Consider the following 18,795-nt stretch of genomic DNA (forward strand, 5'->3'; position numbering starts at 1 on the left):
TCCTATATCACAAGTACTAAAGCACTAATTAATAAATTTAAAACCGCTAAAGGTATTAAAATCAAATAACACATTCTCATTACTTGATCAGGACGCAGTTGCGGAAAAGCACCTCTAGCCCAAAAATACCAAAAGAACACAAAAGACACTTTCAAAAGCATCATAATAGCCCCTGGTATAATCCAAAAATCATTAAATCCACCCAAAAATAAAAGCGATATCATAATCGCTCCGGTAATCATGGCTGTATATTCTCCGATAAAAAACATACCCCATCTAAGTCCGCTATATTCAGTGCCATAACCTGAAACAAGTTCAGTTTCGTTTTCACTTAAACAAAGTGGAGTTCTATTAGTTTCTATAAAAATAGCTATCACAAATAAAATAAAAGCTAAAGGTTGTTTAAAAATAAGCCAAGAAAGTATGCCATCACTTTGATAGTTATTAATATCTACTAAAGACAAAGATCCAACAAGCATTACAACACACACCAAAGAAAGCCCTGCAACGCTCTCATAAGAGATAATAGAAACAAGCCCTCTTGCCCCGCCTAGCAGCGACCATTTATTATTACTTGCTAAACCTCCTAAAAAAATCGCATAAAAACTAACTCCACCCATACCTACAACAAAAAGCAAGGCCACATTAATATCAGCGATAATAGGACGAATCACTCTACCAAATAAAGTAAATTCAGGAAAAATAGGTATAGCTGCAATTGCTACAAAAGCACAAATTGCTGCAATCAATGGAGCAATTAAAAATACCACTTTTTGAGCATAAGTTGGCACTATATCCTCTTTAGTAAAAAGTTTAATCATATCAGCAACTACTTGAAGCAATCCAAAAGGACCTACCATATCAGGCCCTAAACGACGATGAAATAAAGCCAAAGCCTTTCTTTCAAGATAAGTTGCCAAGCCTGCTAAAGTAGCAAAAATAGCTATAACAAGCACGCATTTTATAATTGTTTCTACAATAAAAAAAGTAATATCACTCATATTTTAGCTCCTGCTTTTTCAAGCCAAACTTTTACATATCGAGTATTATCAAATAAAGATTTATAATCAATCTTACTATCATAATCCCCTAAATACGCACCATTTTCTAAAGATTCATCACATTTTACACTTATAGCAATTTGAGTTTTTTCATTTTTTAAAATAACACTATCATCTTGGTTTAAATCAAATTTTTGCATTAAATCAGACGATAAAAATAAAGCTCCAACCTCATTAAAAGCTCTATTACTAAGCTTTGAAAACTGATGAATGCTATTTGCATGATATAAAGTTAAATTTCCTTCATTTTGCTCTTTAACTTCTTGAACACTTAATGTTTTTTCAAACTCAAAATGGGAAAAATCGAGCTCATAGCCTCTATGATTTACCCCACCATTATCATAATGATTTTCTAACTCATCAAAGTCAATTACCCTAAAGCCTTTATTTTGTGGTAAAAATTTAGTATAGTTGATTGTAAATTCTTCATCAAAACCTAAGGCATTTGCCAAATCATTTAAAAAATAACCTTTAAATTCTAAAGCCGCATTTGTAGGAACTAATCTTTTATCATAATTTACAAAGCTACCTTCTTGTTGATTTAAACTAGAACTTGCAAGATCAAAATGCCCATCATAAGAAAAAGTAAAATCGCCTTTTTCGTTATAACCTAATGTTTTTCCTACTTGAAAATCTTGACTTAAATCACAAATTAAACTCACGCCTAAGGTATTAGTGCAAGTTGGATTTAAAAAGACTTTAAATTCAGTATATTTTTGCACCAAAGCACAAAGTTTTGCTAGCTTGGCACTTTGCTCATCATAGTAAAAATCACTTCCTATAATAAGTGTAAATTTTTGCTTTTTTACGAGTAAAGTTTCTAAAATATCCTCATCTATGCCAAGATTTTTCGCATAATTTGATCTTCGCACCTCTATGCTTTTTTTAATTTTTTTAGGCACAAGTTTTTTAACTTCTTCTATAATAGTTTCGCCGTTTTCATTTTGCTTTTCTATCTTTTCAATAACTTCTTCATTGATAGTTTCTTCTATTTCTTTTGTATCTTGATAATACGCATTTTCTAATGTGTTTTTAAAATCCTGCGGAAGCTCTTTGGCAAATTTTTGCAAGATAAATAATAAAATACTTTCATTATCTTTAATATCATGATTAATCTGCAAGAAATTTTTAGAATATTTATCCACACCTTTATCTTTTATAGGGTGAAAATATAGCCCTGCACCTTTATTCATTACCAAAGCGTTATTAACTTTATATCCTAGCGTTGGCGCATCATAGCGTAAAAATGAACCTACGATGATTAAAAAATCACTTTGAGTGATATCGTCTGTATTTGCATTATACATTGCATTTGCATTTTGATAAAAACAAGCTAGGAAATCTTGGAATTTTTTAGCTTCATGATTTATAAGATTAAGATTAAATTTTTTACTTAAATTTTGCAAGATTAAAGCTTCTTCATTAGTAATAAAACTATTAAATAAAATATTTTCTATTTCATTATTTTTTATCATATTTACTAATTTTTCAAAGGCTTTTTCATCTTTACCTTGAACTTCATTTTGGGTATTAAAACCATATCTTGCGGCTTTATTTAGCGTAGCAAAAGCAAAATCATTGCTCACTCTATAAATTTTTTCTTTTTGATTATTAATACTAGTTTGTTTAATATCATAATACATCAACTCACAATCACTTGAATGTGGATTACTAGCTGGAATTTTCTTTAACTCCCAAGCATTAGATGTATATTGAAAAGCCGAACCCACCAAAGCTCCCGTTGGACATACACTTGTACATTCTCCACAAAAAGAACAATCAAGTATATCGCCACCACTTGGCGCAATTAAACTCTTTTGAAATTTAGTCCAAATAGCTAGCGCATCTTTACTCATACTTTCTTTAAAGCTTGCATCGGGTGTATTTGCTCCTCTTGGAGTAGTTTTTAAAGCGCTTTCTCCTATTTTATCTTTACAAACTGTAATACATCTTTCACACACTATACATAAAGCTGGATCATAATTAATCTCGCCCCATTTTTTATGCTCTTTATGGGTATCTTTAATCCAATAATTTTGCACATTTACTCTTGCTTTGTGTGTAAAGTTTTGAAGCTCACACTCACCGGATTTATCACATACCCCACATTGTAAAGGGTGGTTGATGCAATATGCTTGCATGATAGCATTACGCTCATCCCATAAATTTGATAAATCACTTTCTACTACCATACCTTCTTTAACTTTAGTATTGCAAGAATAAACCTTTTTACCATCAGCTTCTACCATACACATACGACAAGCAAGTGTTGGAGAACAACCATTTAAATAACAAATTGCAGGAATGAAAATATCATTTTTTCTTGCGACATTTAAGATATACTCACCCTCATTTGCCTCACATTCTATACCATTAATGATAACTTTCATTTTATAACCTTAACTTGAGCTTTTGAAAAAGCAAAATCAGCGCTTTCATAATCAAACAAAGCCACCGTGCCTTTCAAGTCATGATTGATTTTTACTATAGTTGTAAATTCTTGAGTGTTTATTTTTAAATTAATTTTATCCTCATCCTTAACCTTAGCAATTAAAGCAAAGGAAGAAGAGCAATGCAAATTTTTGTCTCCCAAAGGTGCTTGCATGATAATAGTTCCATCAAAATTATCAAGTTCTAAAAGCTCACTAAAAGAATTTTGTATTGATAAATTTTCTTCATTTTCATTAGAGCAAATTAGCAAAAGATTAAATTTATGACAAAGTTTTTCTAAAAAATACTTAATATTTTCAAAATCTTTATGTTGATATAAATTTTCATCAAAAATAATACATTTTGCTTCTTTTAAAAACTCTAAAATCTCTAAAGCTTCTTCTTCACCAAAGCAAGATTCAGCACTTAAATACCCCTCATCAAATTCGTCAAATTCAGTCTCCAAGCTCATCTTACAAAGCAAAGCAAGCACGAAAGGCACACTTGCAATCTCACATTTATAAAAGTTTGCTTTTAAATTTTTATCCTCTAAACAAGAAATATTATAATTTTTACTTTTGTTAAGCTTAGCGCAAAGTGAAGGATTTTTTAAAGAAAGCAAATCCACAAAACACAAAGCATTTAAGCCTTCTTGATATTTTGCTAATTTCATTGTCCTACCTTTTTAAAAACTATAGTCCAATCTACTTGATTAAATTTTAAAGAATTTAAAAGTTCACAATTTTGCTCTTTTATGAAGGCAAAACTTTTTTCTACATTAGAAAAATCTCCTATTTCAAATAAAACTACTAAAACTTCACCCATATAAGCATTTTTAATAATTTGTTCTAAGTCTTTAAACAAATCTTGACTTTTTCTTAAATCCACGCGTCTCATCGGTCTATCTCGCCTAAAACTATATTAATACTTCCTAAAATTGCCACTGCATCAGCCAAATATGATCCAACAAGCATTTCTTCTAAAAATGCACAATGAAAAAAGCTTGGGGTTCTAGCTCTTAATCTATATGGCTTACCGCTACCATCTGAGTGGATAAAAAATCCAAGTTCGCCTTTTGGACTTTCAGTTGGCACATACGCCTCTCCTTTTGGTGGTTTTAAACCTTGGGTTACTAGGACAAAATGTTGCATAAGAGAATAATTTTGCGTCATGATTTGCTCTTTTGAAGCACTTACATACTCAGGATGATTGCATAAAATTTCAGGCGGAGTATCTTGATAAAGCTTAGCACATTGAACTAAAATTTTTAAACTTTCTCTAAATTCTTGCATATAAACCTTATATCTTGCATAAGAATCACCCATTTTGGCCACAGGCACGCCAAAATCTACCTCATCATAAAGCAAATAAGGCTCTTCTTTTCTAACATCATAAGCAATACCACTTCCTCTTAGCATAACCCCACTACAACCCCAACTTAGCGCTTGTTCTTTGCTTACAACTCCTACATTTTCAGTTCTTGCGCGCCAAATTCTATTATCATCAAGCAAAGCTTCATAATCTTTTATATCATTTGGAAATTTATTACAAAATACCAAAAGTTCATCTAAAAAACCTTCAGGTAAATCAAGCATTACCCCGCCTATTCTCATAGATGAATGCGTAAGTCTTGCCCCGCAATATTTTTCTATTAGATCAAGCACATACTCACGCTCTCTAAAGCAGTATAAAAATACTGTCATCGCACCAATATCAAGCGCATGTGTAGCAAGCCATAACAAATGCGAAGCAATACGGTTTAACTCAAGTAAAATCATCCTTATCACACTTGCTCTGCGTGGAATTTCCAAACCACAAAGTTTTTCCACAGCAGCTACATAGGCATAATTATTTGCACTAGCTGCGATATAATCCATTCTATCAGTAGTTGGGATAAACTCTTGATAGATCATATTTTCAGCCATTTTTTCCATACCACGATGCATATAACCTATACAAGGAGCAGCCTTGGTGATTTCTTCTCCATCAAGCTCTAAAATAAGGCGTAAATTTCCATGAGCACTTGGATGTTGAGGGCCAAGATTTACTATCATGGTGCCATCTTCACGCTCAAAGCTTATATTTTCATAATAAGGTTTTAATTTAGTAGAAATTTGCATTTTATCTTCTCTTATCTAAAATTTTTACTTGCGTTCTTTTGGCTTTTTTCACAAAAGGCACGCCACCTTCTTCTTGATATTCTTGTAGGTATTTATCCTCTCTTGGAGCTTCGCCTTTACCAACCTCATGATAAATTCTACTAAAGTTTAGCGTGTCTTTTTCATCTACAAAACCTGGATCTCTATTTTCCTCACCTACAACCTCGCGGTATTCTTTTCCAAAAATTTTATCTATCTCATACCACTTAGCAAATTCATCACCATGCAAAGGATAGCTTTTTAAAAAAGGATGTCCATACCAATCATCAGGCATTAAAAGTCTTTTTAAATTTGGATGATTGATGATGAAAATTCCAAACATATCATATATTTCTCTCTCACACCAATTAGCACCCTTAAAAACACTCATAACACTTTGAAGCCTTTCTTTTAAACCAACGAAAGTTTTTATTCTCACTCTTAAATTTTTCTCCATATTTAAAAGCTGATAATATACTTCAAAACCCTGTTTTTGAGCGACAAAATCAATCGCACTTGCATCAGTAAAACAGCTATAACCTAAATTCTTAAGCTTATCAATAATAGCAACATTATCATCTTTGTTTATCTCAATCACCCAAAAATCAAGCTCTATAAAAGAATTTTTTAACTCAAATTCTTGGCTTAAAATTTGATGATCACTCTCAAAAACACTACCCTCTGTGCTTAGTTTTTTAGTTGCAGGTGCATGGTAAAATCTATCCTCATAATAATTTTTTAGCTGAGCATTTTTCTTATCGCTATATTTTCTCATCATATAAGCCTTTTTGGAGCTATTTTTCTGCTTGCTTTTTCTTTACGAATTCTTTTTTGCAAAATCATCAAAGCAAATTGAAAAGTTTCAGGACGCGGAGCACAACCTGGCACATAAATATCAACAGGAATAATCCTATCCACTCCTTGGACAGTAGAATAGGTATTAAACATACCGCCGGTATTTGCACAAGAACCCATAGAAATAACCCATTTAGGATCAGGCATTTGATCATAAAGTCTTCTTGTAAATTCAGCATGTTTTTTACTTAAAGTACCCGCTATAATCATTACTTCAGATTGTCTTGGACTTGCTCTAAAAATTGTTCCAAATCTATCAAAATCATATCTTGCACCACCTGCTGCCATCATTTCAATAGCACAACAGGCAAGTCCATAAGATAGTGCCCATAAAGAATTACTTCTACCCCATTGCACTAACTTATCAACCGTAGTTAAAACAACTGGCGCATTACTCATTTTTTGATACTCTGCCATGCAAATGCTCCTTTTTTATAAGCATATAAAAAGCCTACTGCAAGTAATAAAATAAAAACAAACACTTCCACTAAGGCAAATAAAGATAAGCCATATTTTGAAAGTTCTGCGGTTAAATCTTTAAAAATCACCGCCCAAGGAAATAAAAACACCACTTCAATATCAAGCAAAATAAAAATCAATGCAAAAACAAAAAATTGAGAATTGATTTTATTTGCTTGTTTAGAAGCCATAGGCCCACACTCATAAATTCCTAGTCCAAGTTTTTTTCTATTATGAGAGGCTAGCTTAGAGCCTATTTTAGAAGAAATATACACCAAAGTAAAAAATATAACACTTGCAATAACAAGCATTGCAAAGATGCCAAAGTATTGATGCTCTATAGTTGCGTGCGTCATAATAAACCTTTTATTTAAGCATAATTAAATTTATTTTACTTCAATTTAGCTATATAAAAACTTATTATCAAAAAAATAAATTTTTATGTATTTCAAAATGAAACAGTTTTTATCTTTTTATAAATACATTTTTTTATGACAAATATCTTGTAAGATTTTTTCCTGATGAGAAATAAAAATATAAGTAATATCGTATTTTTTTTGAAAAGCATATAAATAATTTAGAATTTTACAAGTAGTTGGTATATCAAGTGCTGCTGTGATTTCATCTAAAATAAGCAATTTTGGTTTTAAAAGCAAAGCTCTAATCAAACCTAATCTTTGGCTTTGACCGCCACTTAATTTAGAAGGTTTTAAATTTAAAATATCTTTTTCAAGCTCAAAAGCATCAAAAAGTTTAAAAAGCTCTCCAAAATCGGGCTTAAGTTTAAAATTTTCATACACATCAATCAAAAGTCTTTTGGTATTTTTGTAAGGATTTAAAGCTAGCTTTTGATCTTGGAAAATATATTGAATTTTTTGGCGTAATTTTCTTTGAGCGTTAAAATCTAAATTTAATATATTTTCATTTTCAAACAAAACTTCTCCAGTATTTGCACATTCAAGCATACAAAGAATTTTAGCTAAAGTGCTTTTACCACTACCACTTTCCCCACAAAGCAATAAATTTTCATTTTGATTTAGAGAAAAACTCACATCTTTAAAAACAAAAATTTCCTCTTCCTTTAAATACCAATGTTTTTTAAATTTATAAGATTTGCTTAAATTTTTAACTTCTAAAAACATTCTCATTCTCAAAATAATTTAACAGTTCTTTAGCAAAAACACCTTTTGGATTGCTTAAAAACTCTTTCACGGGCATTTGATAAATCAAAGTTTTATCTTCTATGATAGCCACCTCATCACAAAGCTCTTTAGCTAAATTTATATCATGAGTAATGAAAATGAGATTTTTAAATTGTGTTTTTAACTCTTTTAAAATAGCGATGATTTTTTCTTCATTAGCTCTATCAAGTGAGCTTGTAATCTCATCACACAATAAATACTTAGCCTCGCTTAGTAAAGCTAGAGCTATTTGAATGCGTCTTGCCATACCACCACTTAGCTGATATATAAAAGAATGCCATAAAAGATCATGATTTTTAAGCCCTAAACACTCAAAATAATAAAAGGCCTTTTCTTTAATCTCTTTTGTGCTTAAATTAGTATGAGTTTTTAAAGCTATATTAAAATAACTCCCTATATCAACAAGAGGATAAAAACTCCCATAAACATCTTGAAAAAGTAAATTTACCTTAGTTCTTAAAATATTTAGCTCTTTTTCTTTTAAAATTAAAATATCTTTTTGATCTATCCTAAATTTTTGTGCATTAAGCTTATAGTGTTTATCAAAAAGCTTAATCATGCTTTTTAAAAGCAAGCTTTTTCCCGCTCCACTTTTACCCATGATAGCCAAAGCTTTACCATCTTCTAAATTAAGATTTATATCTTTTAATAAGATCTTATCTTTAAAGCTAAGATTTAAATTTGCAATTTCTATCATGCTTTAATCTCTTCTTGTAAGTCATTACCCAAAGCAAGCAAAGGTAGGATAAGCATAAGTATAAAGGCTACTGGAAAAACTATCATCCACCAAAATCCCAAAAACACAGCCTTACTTGCTTCATTTAACATATTTCCTAAACTTGGAGTCCAAAGCTCTACGCCCAAGCCAAAAAAGCTTAAAGTAGCTTCACTTGTAATAGCATGAGCAATATTTAAAACAAAAAGCACAAAAAGCAAATTCCAACAAGCAGGTAAAAGCTCACTAAATAAAGCTTTCATCTTACTAGAGCCTAGAATAATAGCATTTTGATAAAACTCAAGTTTTTGAAATTTATTAAGCTGAGTATCAAGTACTTTTGCCACAAAAGCAAAATGCCCCAAAGCGATGATAAAAATCATACTCCACAAAGATCCCGCCAAAAAACTTTGAAAAAACATAATCACAAGTAAAGAAGGTAAAGCCAAAAGCATATCAAGCACTCTAGCAAAAAAGGCATAAGCAAAAAATCTTGTTAAAAACACATAAACACAAGCAAAAAGCACGCTAAAAAATGCCGCCATTACCCCTACAAATAAAGAAATACGCAAGGCATATAAAATACGCGTAAAAACATCTCTACCAAGTAAATCTGTGCCAAAAATATGACTTAAATTTGGGGCTATTTTAGCCTTGCTTAAATCCACTAAATTAGGATCATAAGAACTTATTAAAGGTACAAAAAGTGCTAAAATGAAACTTAGTAAAATCATCATCACATAAAACTTACGCATTGGCAAACCTTGGATTAATCATCTTGCAAATTATCTCTACGATCAAATTTACAAGCACTACCACTAAAATGCTAAAAATTACCACAGCTAGCACCACAGGATAGTCTTTAAACAATATACTTTTAATCACTAAATTTCCAACACCCTCATAAGAAAACACACTTTCTACTATATAAGTTCCCATTAAAAAACTCACAAAGGAAGCACCAAAATACGCGAGTATAGAAGCAAAAGCATCTTTTAATACAAAATGCAAATAAATTCTTTTTTTACTAAGCCCTCTTGCAAAAGCACTTTCTATAAAGCCCTGATTTAAACTATCAATCAAACTTGTCCTTATAAAACGCACACAAACAGCTAAATGTGAAAGCACTAAAGCACATACTGGTAAAAACAAATGCCACAAACGATTAAATACATCATCTTCAAAGCCAATATCAGCAATAGCCGAACTTGGAAAAAGCTTAAAAAATACAGCAAAAACTAAAATAAGCATTAGCGATAAAGAAAAAGTAGGCAATGCAAAAAAACTCATCGTTGAAAAGGTAATAATTTTATCCAAAAAACTATCTTTATAAAGAACGCAAAAAAGTGCTAAAACCAAAGATAACACAAAAAGTATAAAAAAAGCCAAACTTCCTAGTATGATGGTATAGGGAAGTTTTTCTTTTAAAATTTCACTAACCTTTTCTCCGCTGATTAAAGAGTAGGAAAAGTCGCCTTTCATGGCATTAAAAAGCCAATTTTCATACTGCTCTAATAAAGGCTTGTCTAAATTTAAATTATGCTCGATTTCTTCTTTTATTTTAAGGCTAGTTCCTTGAGGCACACTAGCAAAAACCACACTTCCTTTAGCATGATAAATCATCACAAAACATAAAAAACTTGCAAAAATCATCAAAAAAAACGCCCATAAAAGGCGTTTAAAAATGAGTTTTAGCACTAATTTTTGCTCCACTCATAAGCATTCCAAGTAAAACCTACCCCATGATGACCTAAAATATGAGGTTTTATACCTTGGATATTTTTAGCAAAAACTAAAGGATAATCAATATAAGCTATAAATAAAAATGCAGGATCTTTATATAAAGCGTCAATAAATTCTTTATAGTATTTTTTTCTTTCATTTACATCAAGTGAATTTCTAGCTTTTATCAAAGCTTCATCAACTTTAGCATTTTGATAATGACCAAAATTCCATCCACTAGAGTTTAAAGCACTATCTTGAGAGCTTTCAAAAACTCTAAAAATATGAAAATCAGGATCATAAGGACTACCCCAACCTACCAAAAAGCTGTCAATCTTAGTATAGTCAAAACTTCCACTCGGCTTAGCAACTGCCTTTGCCTTAATACCAAGCTTTAAAAACTCACTTTGTAAGATATTTACCAAAGCTATTCTTAGTGGATCTTCACTCATAGCATACATTTCAAAGCTAAATTCTTTGCCATTTTTTTCTAAAATTCCATTTTTGTTTTTCACAAAGCCTGCTTTTGCTAAAAGCTCATTTGCTTTTTTTACATCATAAGTATAAGTTGCAAATTCTTTAGGATTTGCCCATGATTTTTCCAAAGGATGATTTGCTACTTTTCCAAAAGAATGCAAAAGAGAATCCACAATAGCTTTCTTATCGATAGCATAATTTAGTGCTAAACGCACATTTTGATCTTTTAAAAACTCATGATTAAAATTAAACATCAAAGCACGATAATCAGCTGAAGGTTCTATAAGCATTTTAAAGTTTTTATCATTTGCAAAATTTGAAGCTAGAGCAAAATCAACTAAAGCTACATCAATAGAACCATTTTTAAGCTCAATAGTACTAATACTTGGATCTTTAATATGTTTTAGTATGAGTTTTGGTGTTTTTACCTTAGCTAAATGATAATTTTCATTTGCTTCTAAGATCATGTATTGACCTTTTTTCCATTGTTTTAGCTTATATGGTCCTGTTCCTATAGGCATTTGATTAAATTTAGTAGTATTTAAATTTTCTTTTTGAAGTAAATGTTTTGGTAAAATTCCCACACTCAAAGCATCTAAAAATGCAGGAAAAGGCTTTGAAAGTGTGATAATCAAATGATAATCATCAATAATTTTTACTTCTTTAACTGCGTCAAAATTTACCTTTGAGGGTGAATTTAACTTCTCATCTTTTAAAGCATTTATACTAAATTCCACATCTTTGGCACTAAATTTAGTCCCATCATGCCACAATATATCATCTCTTAAAGTAAATTCATAAACAAGCCCATCTTTACTAACTTTCCAAGATCTAGCAAGATCAGGCGCTAGATTCATATTTTCATCAAAGCGTGTAAGTCCTGAAAACACAAGAGCAATTGCCACATCATGATCTTCACTAAAAAGCGGATTTATACGCTCTGGCTCATTTTCCACTGCTATAACGATCGTATCTTTTGGCGTAATAGCAAAAAGATTTAAAGCACAAAAAAACATTAAAAAAAATCTCAACATAAAAGGCCTTTCTTATAAGAATAAAGTGTAATTATAACGCTTTTTAATCATAAGCTTTGGTAAAAATTTCATTTTTATCATCAAATAAAAGTTGCAAATACCTCTCATACTGCTTTAGTATATCTACGATGATTTCTTGCTCGTTTAAATACTCTATATTATAACCATTACGCGAATCAGCAAAGAAAGTTTGTGGCTCAAAGATAAATTCTTTAGAATAAGTTGGCATAAATTTATCATCGATTATGCTTTGGCTTGCTTGTTTTTTTACTACTTGCACTCCATAGATAAAATCTTTTGCAAATTCTTTTTTTATAATCAAACTTATACTTGATTTTTCTTGAACGATCTGTGTTTTCAAGCCGTAGTTTTTTAGACTTTGGCTGAGTGATTCCATAGCATTTTTAACTTTGGTATTTAAGAAATTTTGTATGTCTTGTTCTTTGCTTTGTTTTAAAATTCTAGCAAGTCTTTCTTGCCAAAATTCTCCTGTAAAATACACACTACTTTGACTAAGCTTAGTTAAAGAATAATTCACATCTACAATTAAGCCTTTAAGCAATGAAAAACACATCAAACAAAGCAAAAATGCAAAAGGTAAAGCCACTATCATAGTGATACTTAAAATCGCCCCCAAGCCACCTGAATACAGCAAAGAAGTAGCTAAAAGCGCAAGCAAAGAACCCCAAAGGATATTTTGCCATTTGTATGGCTCATGAGCGCCACCACTACTTAAAGAATTTAACACAAATATCCCACTATCTGCTGAAGTGATGAAAAACAAAGCTAAAACCAAAAGCGCAAGCAAAGAACTAAAATAAGAAAAAGAAAAATTTTGTAAAAAATAAAAAAGCAAACTTTCAGGTGCTGAAGTAAAAGGACTTAAAATATCATTGAAATTTAAAGCACTATTGCCAAAAATGCTAAACCAAAGTATATTAAAACTAGTAGGCACTACAAGCACGCCAAAAATAAATTCCCTTATCGTTCTACCACGAGAAATCTTAGCAATGAAAAAGCCCACAAAAGGTGCCCAACTAAGCCACCAAGCCCAATAATAAATAGTCCAATTATTAAACCATTCTATATGTTCTTTTTCATAATAATAAGTCTTAAAGCTCAAAGAAATTAAATTTTGCAAATAATTTCCAATATTAGAGCTAAATTGCGAAAGAATTTGGATGGTATTTGTTGAAAAAAGCACAAAAAGCATTAAACACACTGCAAAAACTAAATTTGCTTCACTTAAAATTTTTAAACCCTTTGTTAAGCCACTAATCGATGAGAGTGTGGCTAAAGAAATAATGATGATTATAATCACGCTTTGTTCTAAAAAGCTTTGTCCGTTTAAAATACCCAAATTTGAAAAGCCCGCATTTAGTTGAGATGCACTATAACCAAGTGTAGTGCTAATGCCAAAAACCGTGACAATTAAAGCAAGCATATCAACCAAATTTCCCCAAAAACCATAAATTTTATCTTTAAGCAAAGGGTAAAAAGCACTACGCAAACTAAGAGGCATTTTATATCTAAAACCAAAATACGCCATAGCCAAAGCACACACCCCATAAATAGCCCATGGGTGAATTCCCCAGTGAAAGATAGTATGTAGCATAGCTTCTTCATCGCTTGTTTGCAAGGCTTTTTTATGTATGAGAGGTTCAGCCACACCAAAATACATAAGCCCCACGCCCATACCCGTAGCAAAAAGCATAGCAAGCCAAGAAGTAAATTTAAAATGAGGTTTTTCATCATCATCGCCGAGTTTAATATCGCCAAATTTTGAAAGTGCAAGTGCGAGCATAAAACACACAAAAAAGCTCACACTTAATATATAAAACCATGAAAAATTTGCAAAAATTCCACTTTTTATATGATTGATAAAATCATTTGTAAGTTTAGGCAAGAAAATACAACTAAGGCTTAAAACAACTATAATACTAATACTTGGTAAAAATACTGCCTTTTTAAAACTTGTTTTTAACATGATTTTCCTTTTTATAGTTTTAAAATTTAAGTTAATACCTTTTTTACTATGTCAAAAAATATCTTAAATATAACTAAAATCAATAAAATAGCAAAGGTTGATAAAAATATAATTTAATTAATGTTTTAAAAACCAAGAAGTTAATTTTTGATTTGAAGGTGATTTTAGAATTTACACTAAGTGCAAATTCTAAATAAATCAATAAAGTATAATATGAACCTTTTGAGATCCATGAACTCCAAAAACAGTGATAAGTTCAATATCTGCAGTTCTTGATGGCCCTGCTATAAACAAAATATTGCTAGGTAAAATTTCATTTTCTTCTTTTACTAAATTCAATGCTTGGCTAATGCTTTTTACAATATTTTCTTTTTTTAATAAGACAATACAAAGCATAGGAGCCAAAGAAAGCATTCTTGGTTGAGTTTTATCAGACAAAACTAAAGCAACTCCATGTGAGCTTACTCCAACTCTTGCTTGGATGATAGAAAAATCACTATGAAAAACTTCTTTTCGTATTTTTTCAATCTCTTGATTAAAACAAGTCTTTTTTTCGGCTTCAATTTTATTTATATCTAAATTTAAATTATCAGGATAAATAAGACTTTTATAGCCATAACTTTTAACAATTTGATTGATTTTTTCTTCTAATTTTTCTAACGAGCTTTCTTCTACTATGTATTTATTTGCACTCATTTTTTCTTTTAACTCACTATACATATCATCACTTGTTTTGATATGCTCTATAGGATCTATAGTCGGAATTTTTTCAAAAGATAAATGTGTATTTTTAATCTTATCCAAAATAGCTTTTTTGCTTTGTGAAGAAATTTCATTTATTCTACTCACACTTTACTCCTTGCATATTTTCAAGTTCTTTATAAAGATCAAGTTTTATTTGTGGAAATTCCTTATAAGCACTCCATTTTTTAACTACTGGTAAAGAATTTTTTCCTTTTTGCAAAAGCCAATTAAAATTATGTAAATTTGCTAAAGTATTTTTCCAAATAATAGGACTTGTAGCTACTTTTTCAAAAATCTTAAATGCCATAGCTTCAGCAGTATTTGGAGCGATATTATCAAAACTTCCTTGACCTACTTTTGCTGCTCTTAATTTGCGTATTAAATCCGCAAGAGGAATTCTTACCGGACAAACTTCAGAACATCTTCCACAAAGCGAGCAAAAAGTAAGAATATCACCATTTTCTTGCATACCAAAAAGATTAGGACTTATGACTTCTCCGATCGGCCCTGGATATACACTTTGATAAGTATGGCCGCCTATTTTATCATACACAGGACAAAAATTCATACAAGCCCCACATCTTATACAACGCAAAGCTTCATAATAATCTTCATCATTTAGCATTTTGCTTCTATTATGATCAAAAAGAATAATATGCACTTCTTTTGGGCCATCTAAATCTCCATTTTTTCTAGGTCCTGTAATGATATTGTTATAAGTTGGTATAAATTGACCCGTAGCTGATGGAGTAAGTAAAGACACCATAGTGGCAGCATCTTCAAAGCTTTCCATAACTTTTTCTATACCACAAAGTGCTACATGTATATCACTTGCTGTGGTGCACATCCTACCATTTCCCTCATTTTCTATAAGCCAAAAAGCGCCTTCTTTAGACATAGCAAAATTTACTCCGCTAAGTCCCATTTTAAGCCCTTCAAATTCATCTCTTAAATGCTTTCTTGCAATAGAATTTAGCTTTTCTGGCTCACTTTCTAAATTAGAGCCTAATTTTTCTTGAAAAATTTTACCGATTTCATAGCGGTTCTTATGCACCGCTGGAACTACAATATGCACGGGAGTTTCATCATTTAACTGCAATATAAGTTCGCCTAAATCTGTTTCTATGGCTTTTAAGCCTTTGGATTCTAGGTAGTGGTTTAAACCTATTTCCTCACTAGCCATAGATTTACCTTTTAGAATTTTACCGATGTTTTTTTCTACCATTAATTCATATATAATCTCACAGGCATCCTCATCAGAACTCGCCCAATGGACATTTATGCCATTTTTAGTGGCATTTTGTTCAAATTCTAAAAGCCTATCGTGTAAAGTTGATAAAGCATTGTTTTTAGCTTGCTTAGCTTTAGATCTTAGTCCTTGCCAATCATTAAATTTCTCATCTATAACTTTTAAACGATTTTTTTGCAAAGTATGCATGGCAGATCTTAAATTCTCTCGCATTTGCTTATCATGAATTTTCACATCCACAATTTGTTCATGTGTCATTTTCATATCGCAACTCCTTCAAGACGCTTGTTTAAAAAATCATACAAATGAATTCCTTTTATATCAAGCCCCATTTTACTCATCGTGCCTGCAATATTCATCAAACACCCACCATCAGAACTTAATACATATTTTACGCCTGTATTTTGGATATCTTTGATTTTTTCTTGTGCCATAGAGTTTGAAATTTGAGGCTCTTTCACAGAAAAAGTTCCTCCAAAACCACAGCATTCTTCTTCAAATTCTAGAGGAATTAATTCCACATTTTTGAGTTTTTTTAGCAGATTTTTGCTCGCTTGTATGCTTTTTTGAATTCTTAATGCATGGCAATTAGAGTGCCAAGTCACTTTTATAGGTTCGCCTTTGTCTTCATAATCAACCTTTAAAACCTCATCTAAATACTGACTAAGATCAATCACTCTAGAGCTAAATTCCTTTACCAAGTTAAAATGCTCATCATCTTTGAAAAGCTCTAAATAATCATGACTCATCATCCCCGCACAAGAACCGCTTGGCACTACTATAGGATAATTTTGAGTAAAAAGTTTTATATTATGCAAAGCTATATTTTTACTTTCTTTAAAATACCCTGAATTAAATGAGGGTTGAGAGCAACAAGTTTGCTGCTTTTTAAATATAACCTCAACTCCCTCTCTTCTTAAAAGTCTAACCGCGTTTAAAACACTTTCTTGCATTATCGCACTACCCAAACAAGTAGCAAATAAATACACTTTTTTCATCATCAATCCTTATTTTAAAAGCACTGCTTCAGGGATGATCCCGTGAAAGAAAAATGCTATAATAAAAGTCCAAATTCCTATTAGAATTATAAAACCTATTGAGTATTTTAAAGTAAATCTAAACAATTCAGATTCTTTTCCTACAAGTCCAACTGCTGCGCAAGCTACCGCTATACTTTGAGGAGATATCATTTTACCCACAACTCCACCAACAGAATTTGCTGCTAAAAATAAAGTTTCTGAAATTCCTAATTTTTGAGCACTAACTTGCTGTAATGTCCCAAAAAGCAAATTTGAACTAGTATCAGAACCTGTTAAAAACACACCTATCCATCCTATGATGGGAGAAAAAAATGCATAAGCATCGCCTGTATTTGAAAAAGCAAGTCCTAAAGTAGTACTCATACCGCTATTTTTAGCTATAAAGGCAAAAGCAACTACTAAGCCTATAGTTAAGCATGGAGTGGCCATTTCTTTTAAAGTTTCCCAAAAACACTCGGTAGCTTCGTTGATTTTTATTTTCAACACAACAATGCTCATTAAAGCAGCCACTAAAATAGCAGTTCCTGCTTGTGCTACTAAATCTATAGTATGTGATGGAATCATTGTTTTTGTGATTTGTGGATTAACTATATCAGGACTTATGATAGCTCCTAAGGCTTCATTAAATTTCAAAGTAAATTGCATAAAATTTAATATTCCATCTTTAGCAAATAAAGCCTTAAACCAAGGTTGCGTCCATATAATAATACAAATAATCAAAAGTATAAAAGGAATCCAAGCTAAAAATACTTTTTTAAATTCTAGCTTTTGTGAGTTTTCAAAGTCTTTTACATCATCTAATCTAAAAATATTTTTTGGCTTCCAAAATTTTAAAAATATCGTAGTAACAGACAAAGAAACAACCGCTGAAATAATATCTGGAAGTTCTGCACCTAAATGATTTGAACTCCAAAATTGTGTAGCAGTAAAAGAAACGGCTGCGACAAAAATAGCAGGAAAGGTTTCTTTAACCCCTTTTAAACCATCCATTAAAAATACTATAAAAAATGGTATAGTCAAGCTAAGAGGCACAAGCATCCTACCCACCATAGCTGAAACACTGTGCTGTTCTATACCTGCTAGATTACTCATCGCTATAATAGGAATTCCAACTGCTCCAAAAGCTACCGGAGCGGTATTGGCTATGAGGCAAAGTCCTGCGGCGTATAATGGTCTAAGCCCAAGTCCTACAAGTAATGCAGCGGTAATAGCCACTGGCCCTCCAAAACCTATAGCACCTTCCAAAAAAGAACCAAAACAAAATCCAATCAAAATCACTTGAATTCTATGATCTGGAGTGATACTCATAACACTTTGTTTTATCACTTCAAACGAGCCTGATTTGATAGAAAGTTTATATAAAAATATGGCCGCGATGATGATCCAAGCTATAGGCCAAATACCATTTGCAAAACCTTGTATAAAGCTAGCACCTAATAAAGAAAACGGCATATCATAAGCAAACAATGCCACAACACTTGATAAAATAAGAGTTAAAAAGCCTGCTTGATAGCCTTTGAGTTTGAAAACTACAAGAGAAAGCAAAAAGCACAAAATAGGCAAAAAAGCCACCAAAGCACTTAAAAGTATGTTGTCAAATGGATTATATATTTGTTGCCACATATTTTTCCTTTTGATAAAAATTTCCAATATCTAGCTTAACAAATATTTTTATTTTTGTG

General features: G+C 31.4%; 18 protein-coding genes. All 18 read right to left on the minus strand.

Annotation, left to right across the window (positions count from 1 at the left end; translation table 11 throughout):
• Window positions 1-2 precede the first annotated feature (2 nt).
• On the minus strand, window positions 3-1,001 hold the full coding sequence (nuoH, locus tag L8X27_RS05095) for an NADH-quinone oxidoreductase subunit NuoH (protein ID WP_133319476.1): 999 nt from the start codon (window positions 999-1,001) through the stop codon (window positions 3-5).
• Window positions 998-3,451 (minus strand): NADH-quinone oxidoreductase subunit G, encoded by a 2,454-nt coding sequence (locus L8X27_RS05100; protein ID WP_263671203.1) that lies wholly within the window; start codon window positions 3,449-3,451, stop codon window positions 998-1,000. Before L8X27_RS05100 ends, nuoH begins: the two co-directional genes overlap by 4 nt.
• Window positions 3,448-4,164 carry a hypothetical protein gene (locus L8X27_RS05105; protein ID WP_133319474.1) on the minus strand — a complete coding sequence of 239 codons (717 nt, stop codon included), beginning with the start codon at window positions 4,162-4,164 and terminating at the stop codon, window positions 3,448-3,450. The genes L8X27_RS05100 and L8X27_RS05105 overlap by 4 nt, the downstream gene beginning before the upstream one ends.
• Window positions 4,161-4,388: an NADH-ubiquinone oxidoreductase subunit E family protein gene (locus L8X27_RS05110; protein WP_263661961.1), complete on the minus strand. Its 228-nt coding sequence runs from the start codon at window positions 4,386-4,388 to the stop codon at window positions 4,161-4,163. Before L8X27_RS05110 ends, L8X27_RS05105 begins: the two co-directional genes overlap by 4 nt.
• Window positions 4,385-5,611, minus strand: a complete 1,227-nt coding sequence (nuoD, locus tag L8X27_RS05115) for an NADH dehydrogenase (quinone) subunit D (protein WP_263671202.1) — start codon at window positions 5,609-5,611, stop codon at window positions 4,385-4,387. The genes L8X27_RS05110 and nuoD overlap by 4 nt, the downstream gene beginning before the upstream one ends.
• Window position 5,612: 1 nt before the next feature.
• On the minus strand, window positions 5,613-6,404 hold the full coding sequence (locus tag L8X27_RS05120; RefSeq protein WP_263671201.1) for an NADH-quinone oxidoreductase subunit C: 792 nt from the start codon (window positions 6,402-6,404) through the stop codon (window positions 5,613-5,615).
• Window positions 6,404-6,901, minus strand: coding sequence for a NuoB/complex I 20 kDa subunit family protein (locus L8X27_RS05125; RefSeq protein WP_039619352.1), 498 nt, complete (start codon window positions 6,899-6,901; stop codon window positions 6,404-6,406). Before L8X27_RS05125 ends, L8X27_RS05120 begins: the two co-directional genes overlap by 1 nt.
• Window positions 6,880-7,299 (minus strand): NAD(P)H-quinone oxidoreductase subunit 3, encoded by a 420-nt coding sequence (locus tag L8X27_RS05130; protein WP_220566531.1) that lies wholly within the window; start codon window positions 7,297-7,299, stop codon window positions 6,880-6,882. The genes L8X27_RS05125 and L8X27_RS05130 overlap by 22 nt, the downstream gene beginning before the upstream one ends.
• Before the next feature lie 117 nt (window positions 7,300-7,416).
• A complete protein-coding gene (locus L8X27_RS05135) occupies window positions 7,417-8,085 on the minus strand; it encodes an ATP-binding cassette domain-containing protein (RefSeq protein ID WP_133319469.1) in 669 nt (222 codons plus the stop codon).
• Window positions 8,069-8,842 carry an ATP-binding cassette domain-containing protein gene (locus L8X27_RS05140; protein ID WP_263681101.1) on the minus strand — a complete coding sequence of 258 codons (774 nt, stop codon included), beginning with the start codon at window positions 8,840-8,842 and terminating at the stop codon, window positions 8,069-8,071. The genes L8X27_RS05135 and L8X27_RS05140 overlap by 17 nt, the downstream gene beginning before the upstream one ends.
• On the minus strand, window positions 8,839-9,615 hold the full coding sequence (locus tag L8X27_RS05145; protein ID WP_263660441.1) for an ABC transporter permease: 777 nt from the start codon (window positions 9,613-9,615) through the stop codon (window positions 8,839-8,841). The genes L8X27_RS05140 and L8X27_RS05145 overlap by 4 nt, the downstream gene beginning before the upstream one ends.
• Window positions 9,608-10,546 carry an ABC transporter permease gene (locus L8X27_RS05150; protein ID WP_318529732.1) on the minus strand — a complete coding sequence of 313 codons (939 nt, stop codon included), beginning with the start codon at window positions 10,544-10,546 and terminating at the stop codon, window positions 9,608-9,610. The genes L8X27_RS05145 and L8X27_RS05150 overlap by 8 nt, the downstream gene beginning before the upstream one ends.
• Before the next feature lie 11 nt (window positions 10,547-10,557).
• The gene (locus L8X27_RS05155) at window positions 10,558-12,093 is read right to left on the minus strand and encodes an ABC transporter substrate-binding protein (RefSeq protein ID WP_263681104.1); all 1,536 of its coding nucleotides are present in this window, start codon (window positions 12,091-12,093) and stop codon (window positions 10,558-10,560) included.
• Between the two features lie 43 nt (window positions 12,094-12,136).
• Entirely contained in the window at window positions 12,137-14,080 is a 1,944-nt protein-coding gene (locus tag L8X27_RS05160) for a BCCT family transporter (RefSeq protein ID WP_263681105.1), read from the minus strand.
• Window positions 14,081-14,278: 198 nt separating this feature from the next.
• On the minus strand, window positions 14,279-14,929 hold the full coding sequence (locus tag L8X27_RS05165) for a LutC/YkgG family protein (RefSeq protein ID WP_263660438.1): 651 nt from the start codon (window positions 14,927-14,929) through the stop codon (window positions 14,279-14,281).
• The gene (locus L8X27_RS05170) at window positions 14,922-16,337 is read right to left on the minus strand and encodes a LutB/LldF family L-lactate oxidation iron-sulfur protein (protein ID WP_263660437.1); all 1,416 of its coding nucleotides are present in this window, start codon (window positions 16,335-16,337) and stop codon (window positions 14,922-14,924) included. The genes L8X27_RS05165 and L8X27_RS05170 overlap by 8 nt, the downstream gene beginning before the upstream one ends.
• A complete protein-coding gene (locus tag L8X27_RS05175) occupies window positions 16,334-17,074 on the minus strand; it encodes a (Fe-S)-binding protein (protein WP_263681107.1) in 741 nt (246 codons plus the stop codon). Before L8X27_RS05175 ends, L8X27_RS05170 begins: the two co-directional genes overlap by 4 nt.
• A gap of 6 nt (window positions 17,075-17,080) precedes the next feature.
• Window positions 17,081-18,736, minus strand: a complete 1,656-nt coding sequence (locus tag L8X27_RS05180) for an L-lactate permease (protein WP_412175248.1) — start codon at window positions 18,734-18,736, stop codon at window positions 17,081-17,083.
• Window positions 18,737-18,795: the final 59 nt, after the last annotated feature.

The sequence above is a fragment of the Campylobacter sp. CNRCH_2015_1657 genome, from assembly GCF_025772685.1.
Classification (GTDB): domain Bacteria; phylum Campylobacterota; class Campylobacteria; order Campylobacterales; family Campylobacteraceae; genus Campylobacter_D; species Campylobacter_D lari_D.

Bases quoted from the DNA above. Each gene is read 5' to 3' on its own strand.
- L8X27_RS05175 (WP_263681107.1), bottom strand. From the start codon at position 17,074: ATGATGAAAAAAGTGTATTTATTTGCTACTTGTTTGGGTAGTGCGATA.
- L8X27_RS05130 (WP_220566531.1), bottom strand. From the start codon at position 7,299: ATGACGCACGCAACTATAGAGCATCAATACTTTGGCATCTTTGCAATG.
- L8X27_RS05100 (WP_263671203.1), bottom strand. From the start codon at position 3,451: ATGAAAGTTATCATTAATGGTATAGAATGTGAGGCAAATGAGGGTGAG.
- L8X27_RS05145 (WP_263660441.1), bottom strand. From the start codon at position 9,615: ATGCGTAAGTTTTATGTGATGATGATTTTACTAAGTTTCATTTTAGCA.
- L8X27_RS05110 (WP_263661961.1), bottom strand. From the start codon at position 4,388: ATGAGACGCGTGGATTTAAGAAAAAGTCAAGATTTGTTTAAAGACTTA.
- L8X27_RS05140 (WP_263681101.1), bottom strand. From the start codon at position 8,842: ATGATAGAAATTGCAAATTTAAATCTTAGCTTTAAAGATAAGATCTTA.
- L8X27_RS05170 (WP_263660437.1), bottom strand. From the start codon at position 16,337: ATGAAAATGACACATGAACAAATTGTGGATGTGAAAATTCATGATAAG.
- L8X27_RS05135 (WP_133319469.1), bottom strand. From the start codon at position 8,085: ATGTTTTTAGAAGTTAAAAATTTAAGCAAATCTTATAAATTTAAAAAA.
- L8X27_RS05105 (WP_133319474.1), bottom strand. From the start codon at position 4,164: ATGAAATTAGCAAAATATCAAGAAGGCTTAAATGCTTTGTGTTTTGTG.
- nuoD (WP_263671202.1), bottom strand. From the start codon at position 5,611: ATGCAAATTTCTACTAAATTAAAACCTTATTATGAAAATATAAGCTTT.
- L8X27_RS05180 (WP_412175248.1), bottom strand. From the start codon at position 18,736: ATGTGGCAACAAATATATAATCCATTTGACAACATACTTTTAAGTGCT.
- L8X27_RS05120 (WP_263671201.1), bottom strand. From the start codon at position 6,404: ATGAGAAAATATAGCGATAAGAAAAATGCTCAGCTAAAAAATTATTAT.
- nuoH (WP_133319476.1), bottom strand. From the start codon at position 1,001: ATGAGTGATATTACTTTTTTTATTGTAGAAACAATTATAAAATGCGTG.
- L8X27_RS05155 (WP_263681104.1), bottom strand. From the start codon at position 12,093: ATGTTGAGATTTTTTTTAATGTTTTTTTGTGCTTTAAATCTTTTTGCT.
- L8X27_RS05125 (WP_039619352.1), bottom strand. From the start codon at position 6,901: ATGGCAGAGTATCAAAAAATGAGTAATGCGCCAGTTGTTTTAACTACG.
- L8X27_RS05160 (WP_263681105.1), bottom strand. From the start codon at position 14,080: ATGTTAAAAACAAGTTTTAAAAAGGCAGTATTTTTACCAAGTATTAGT.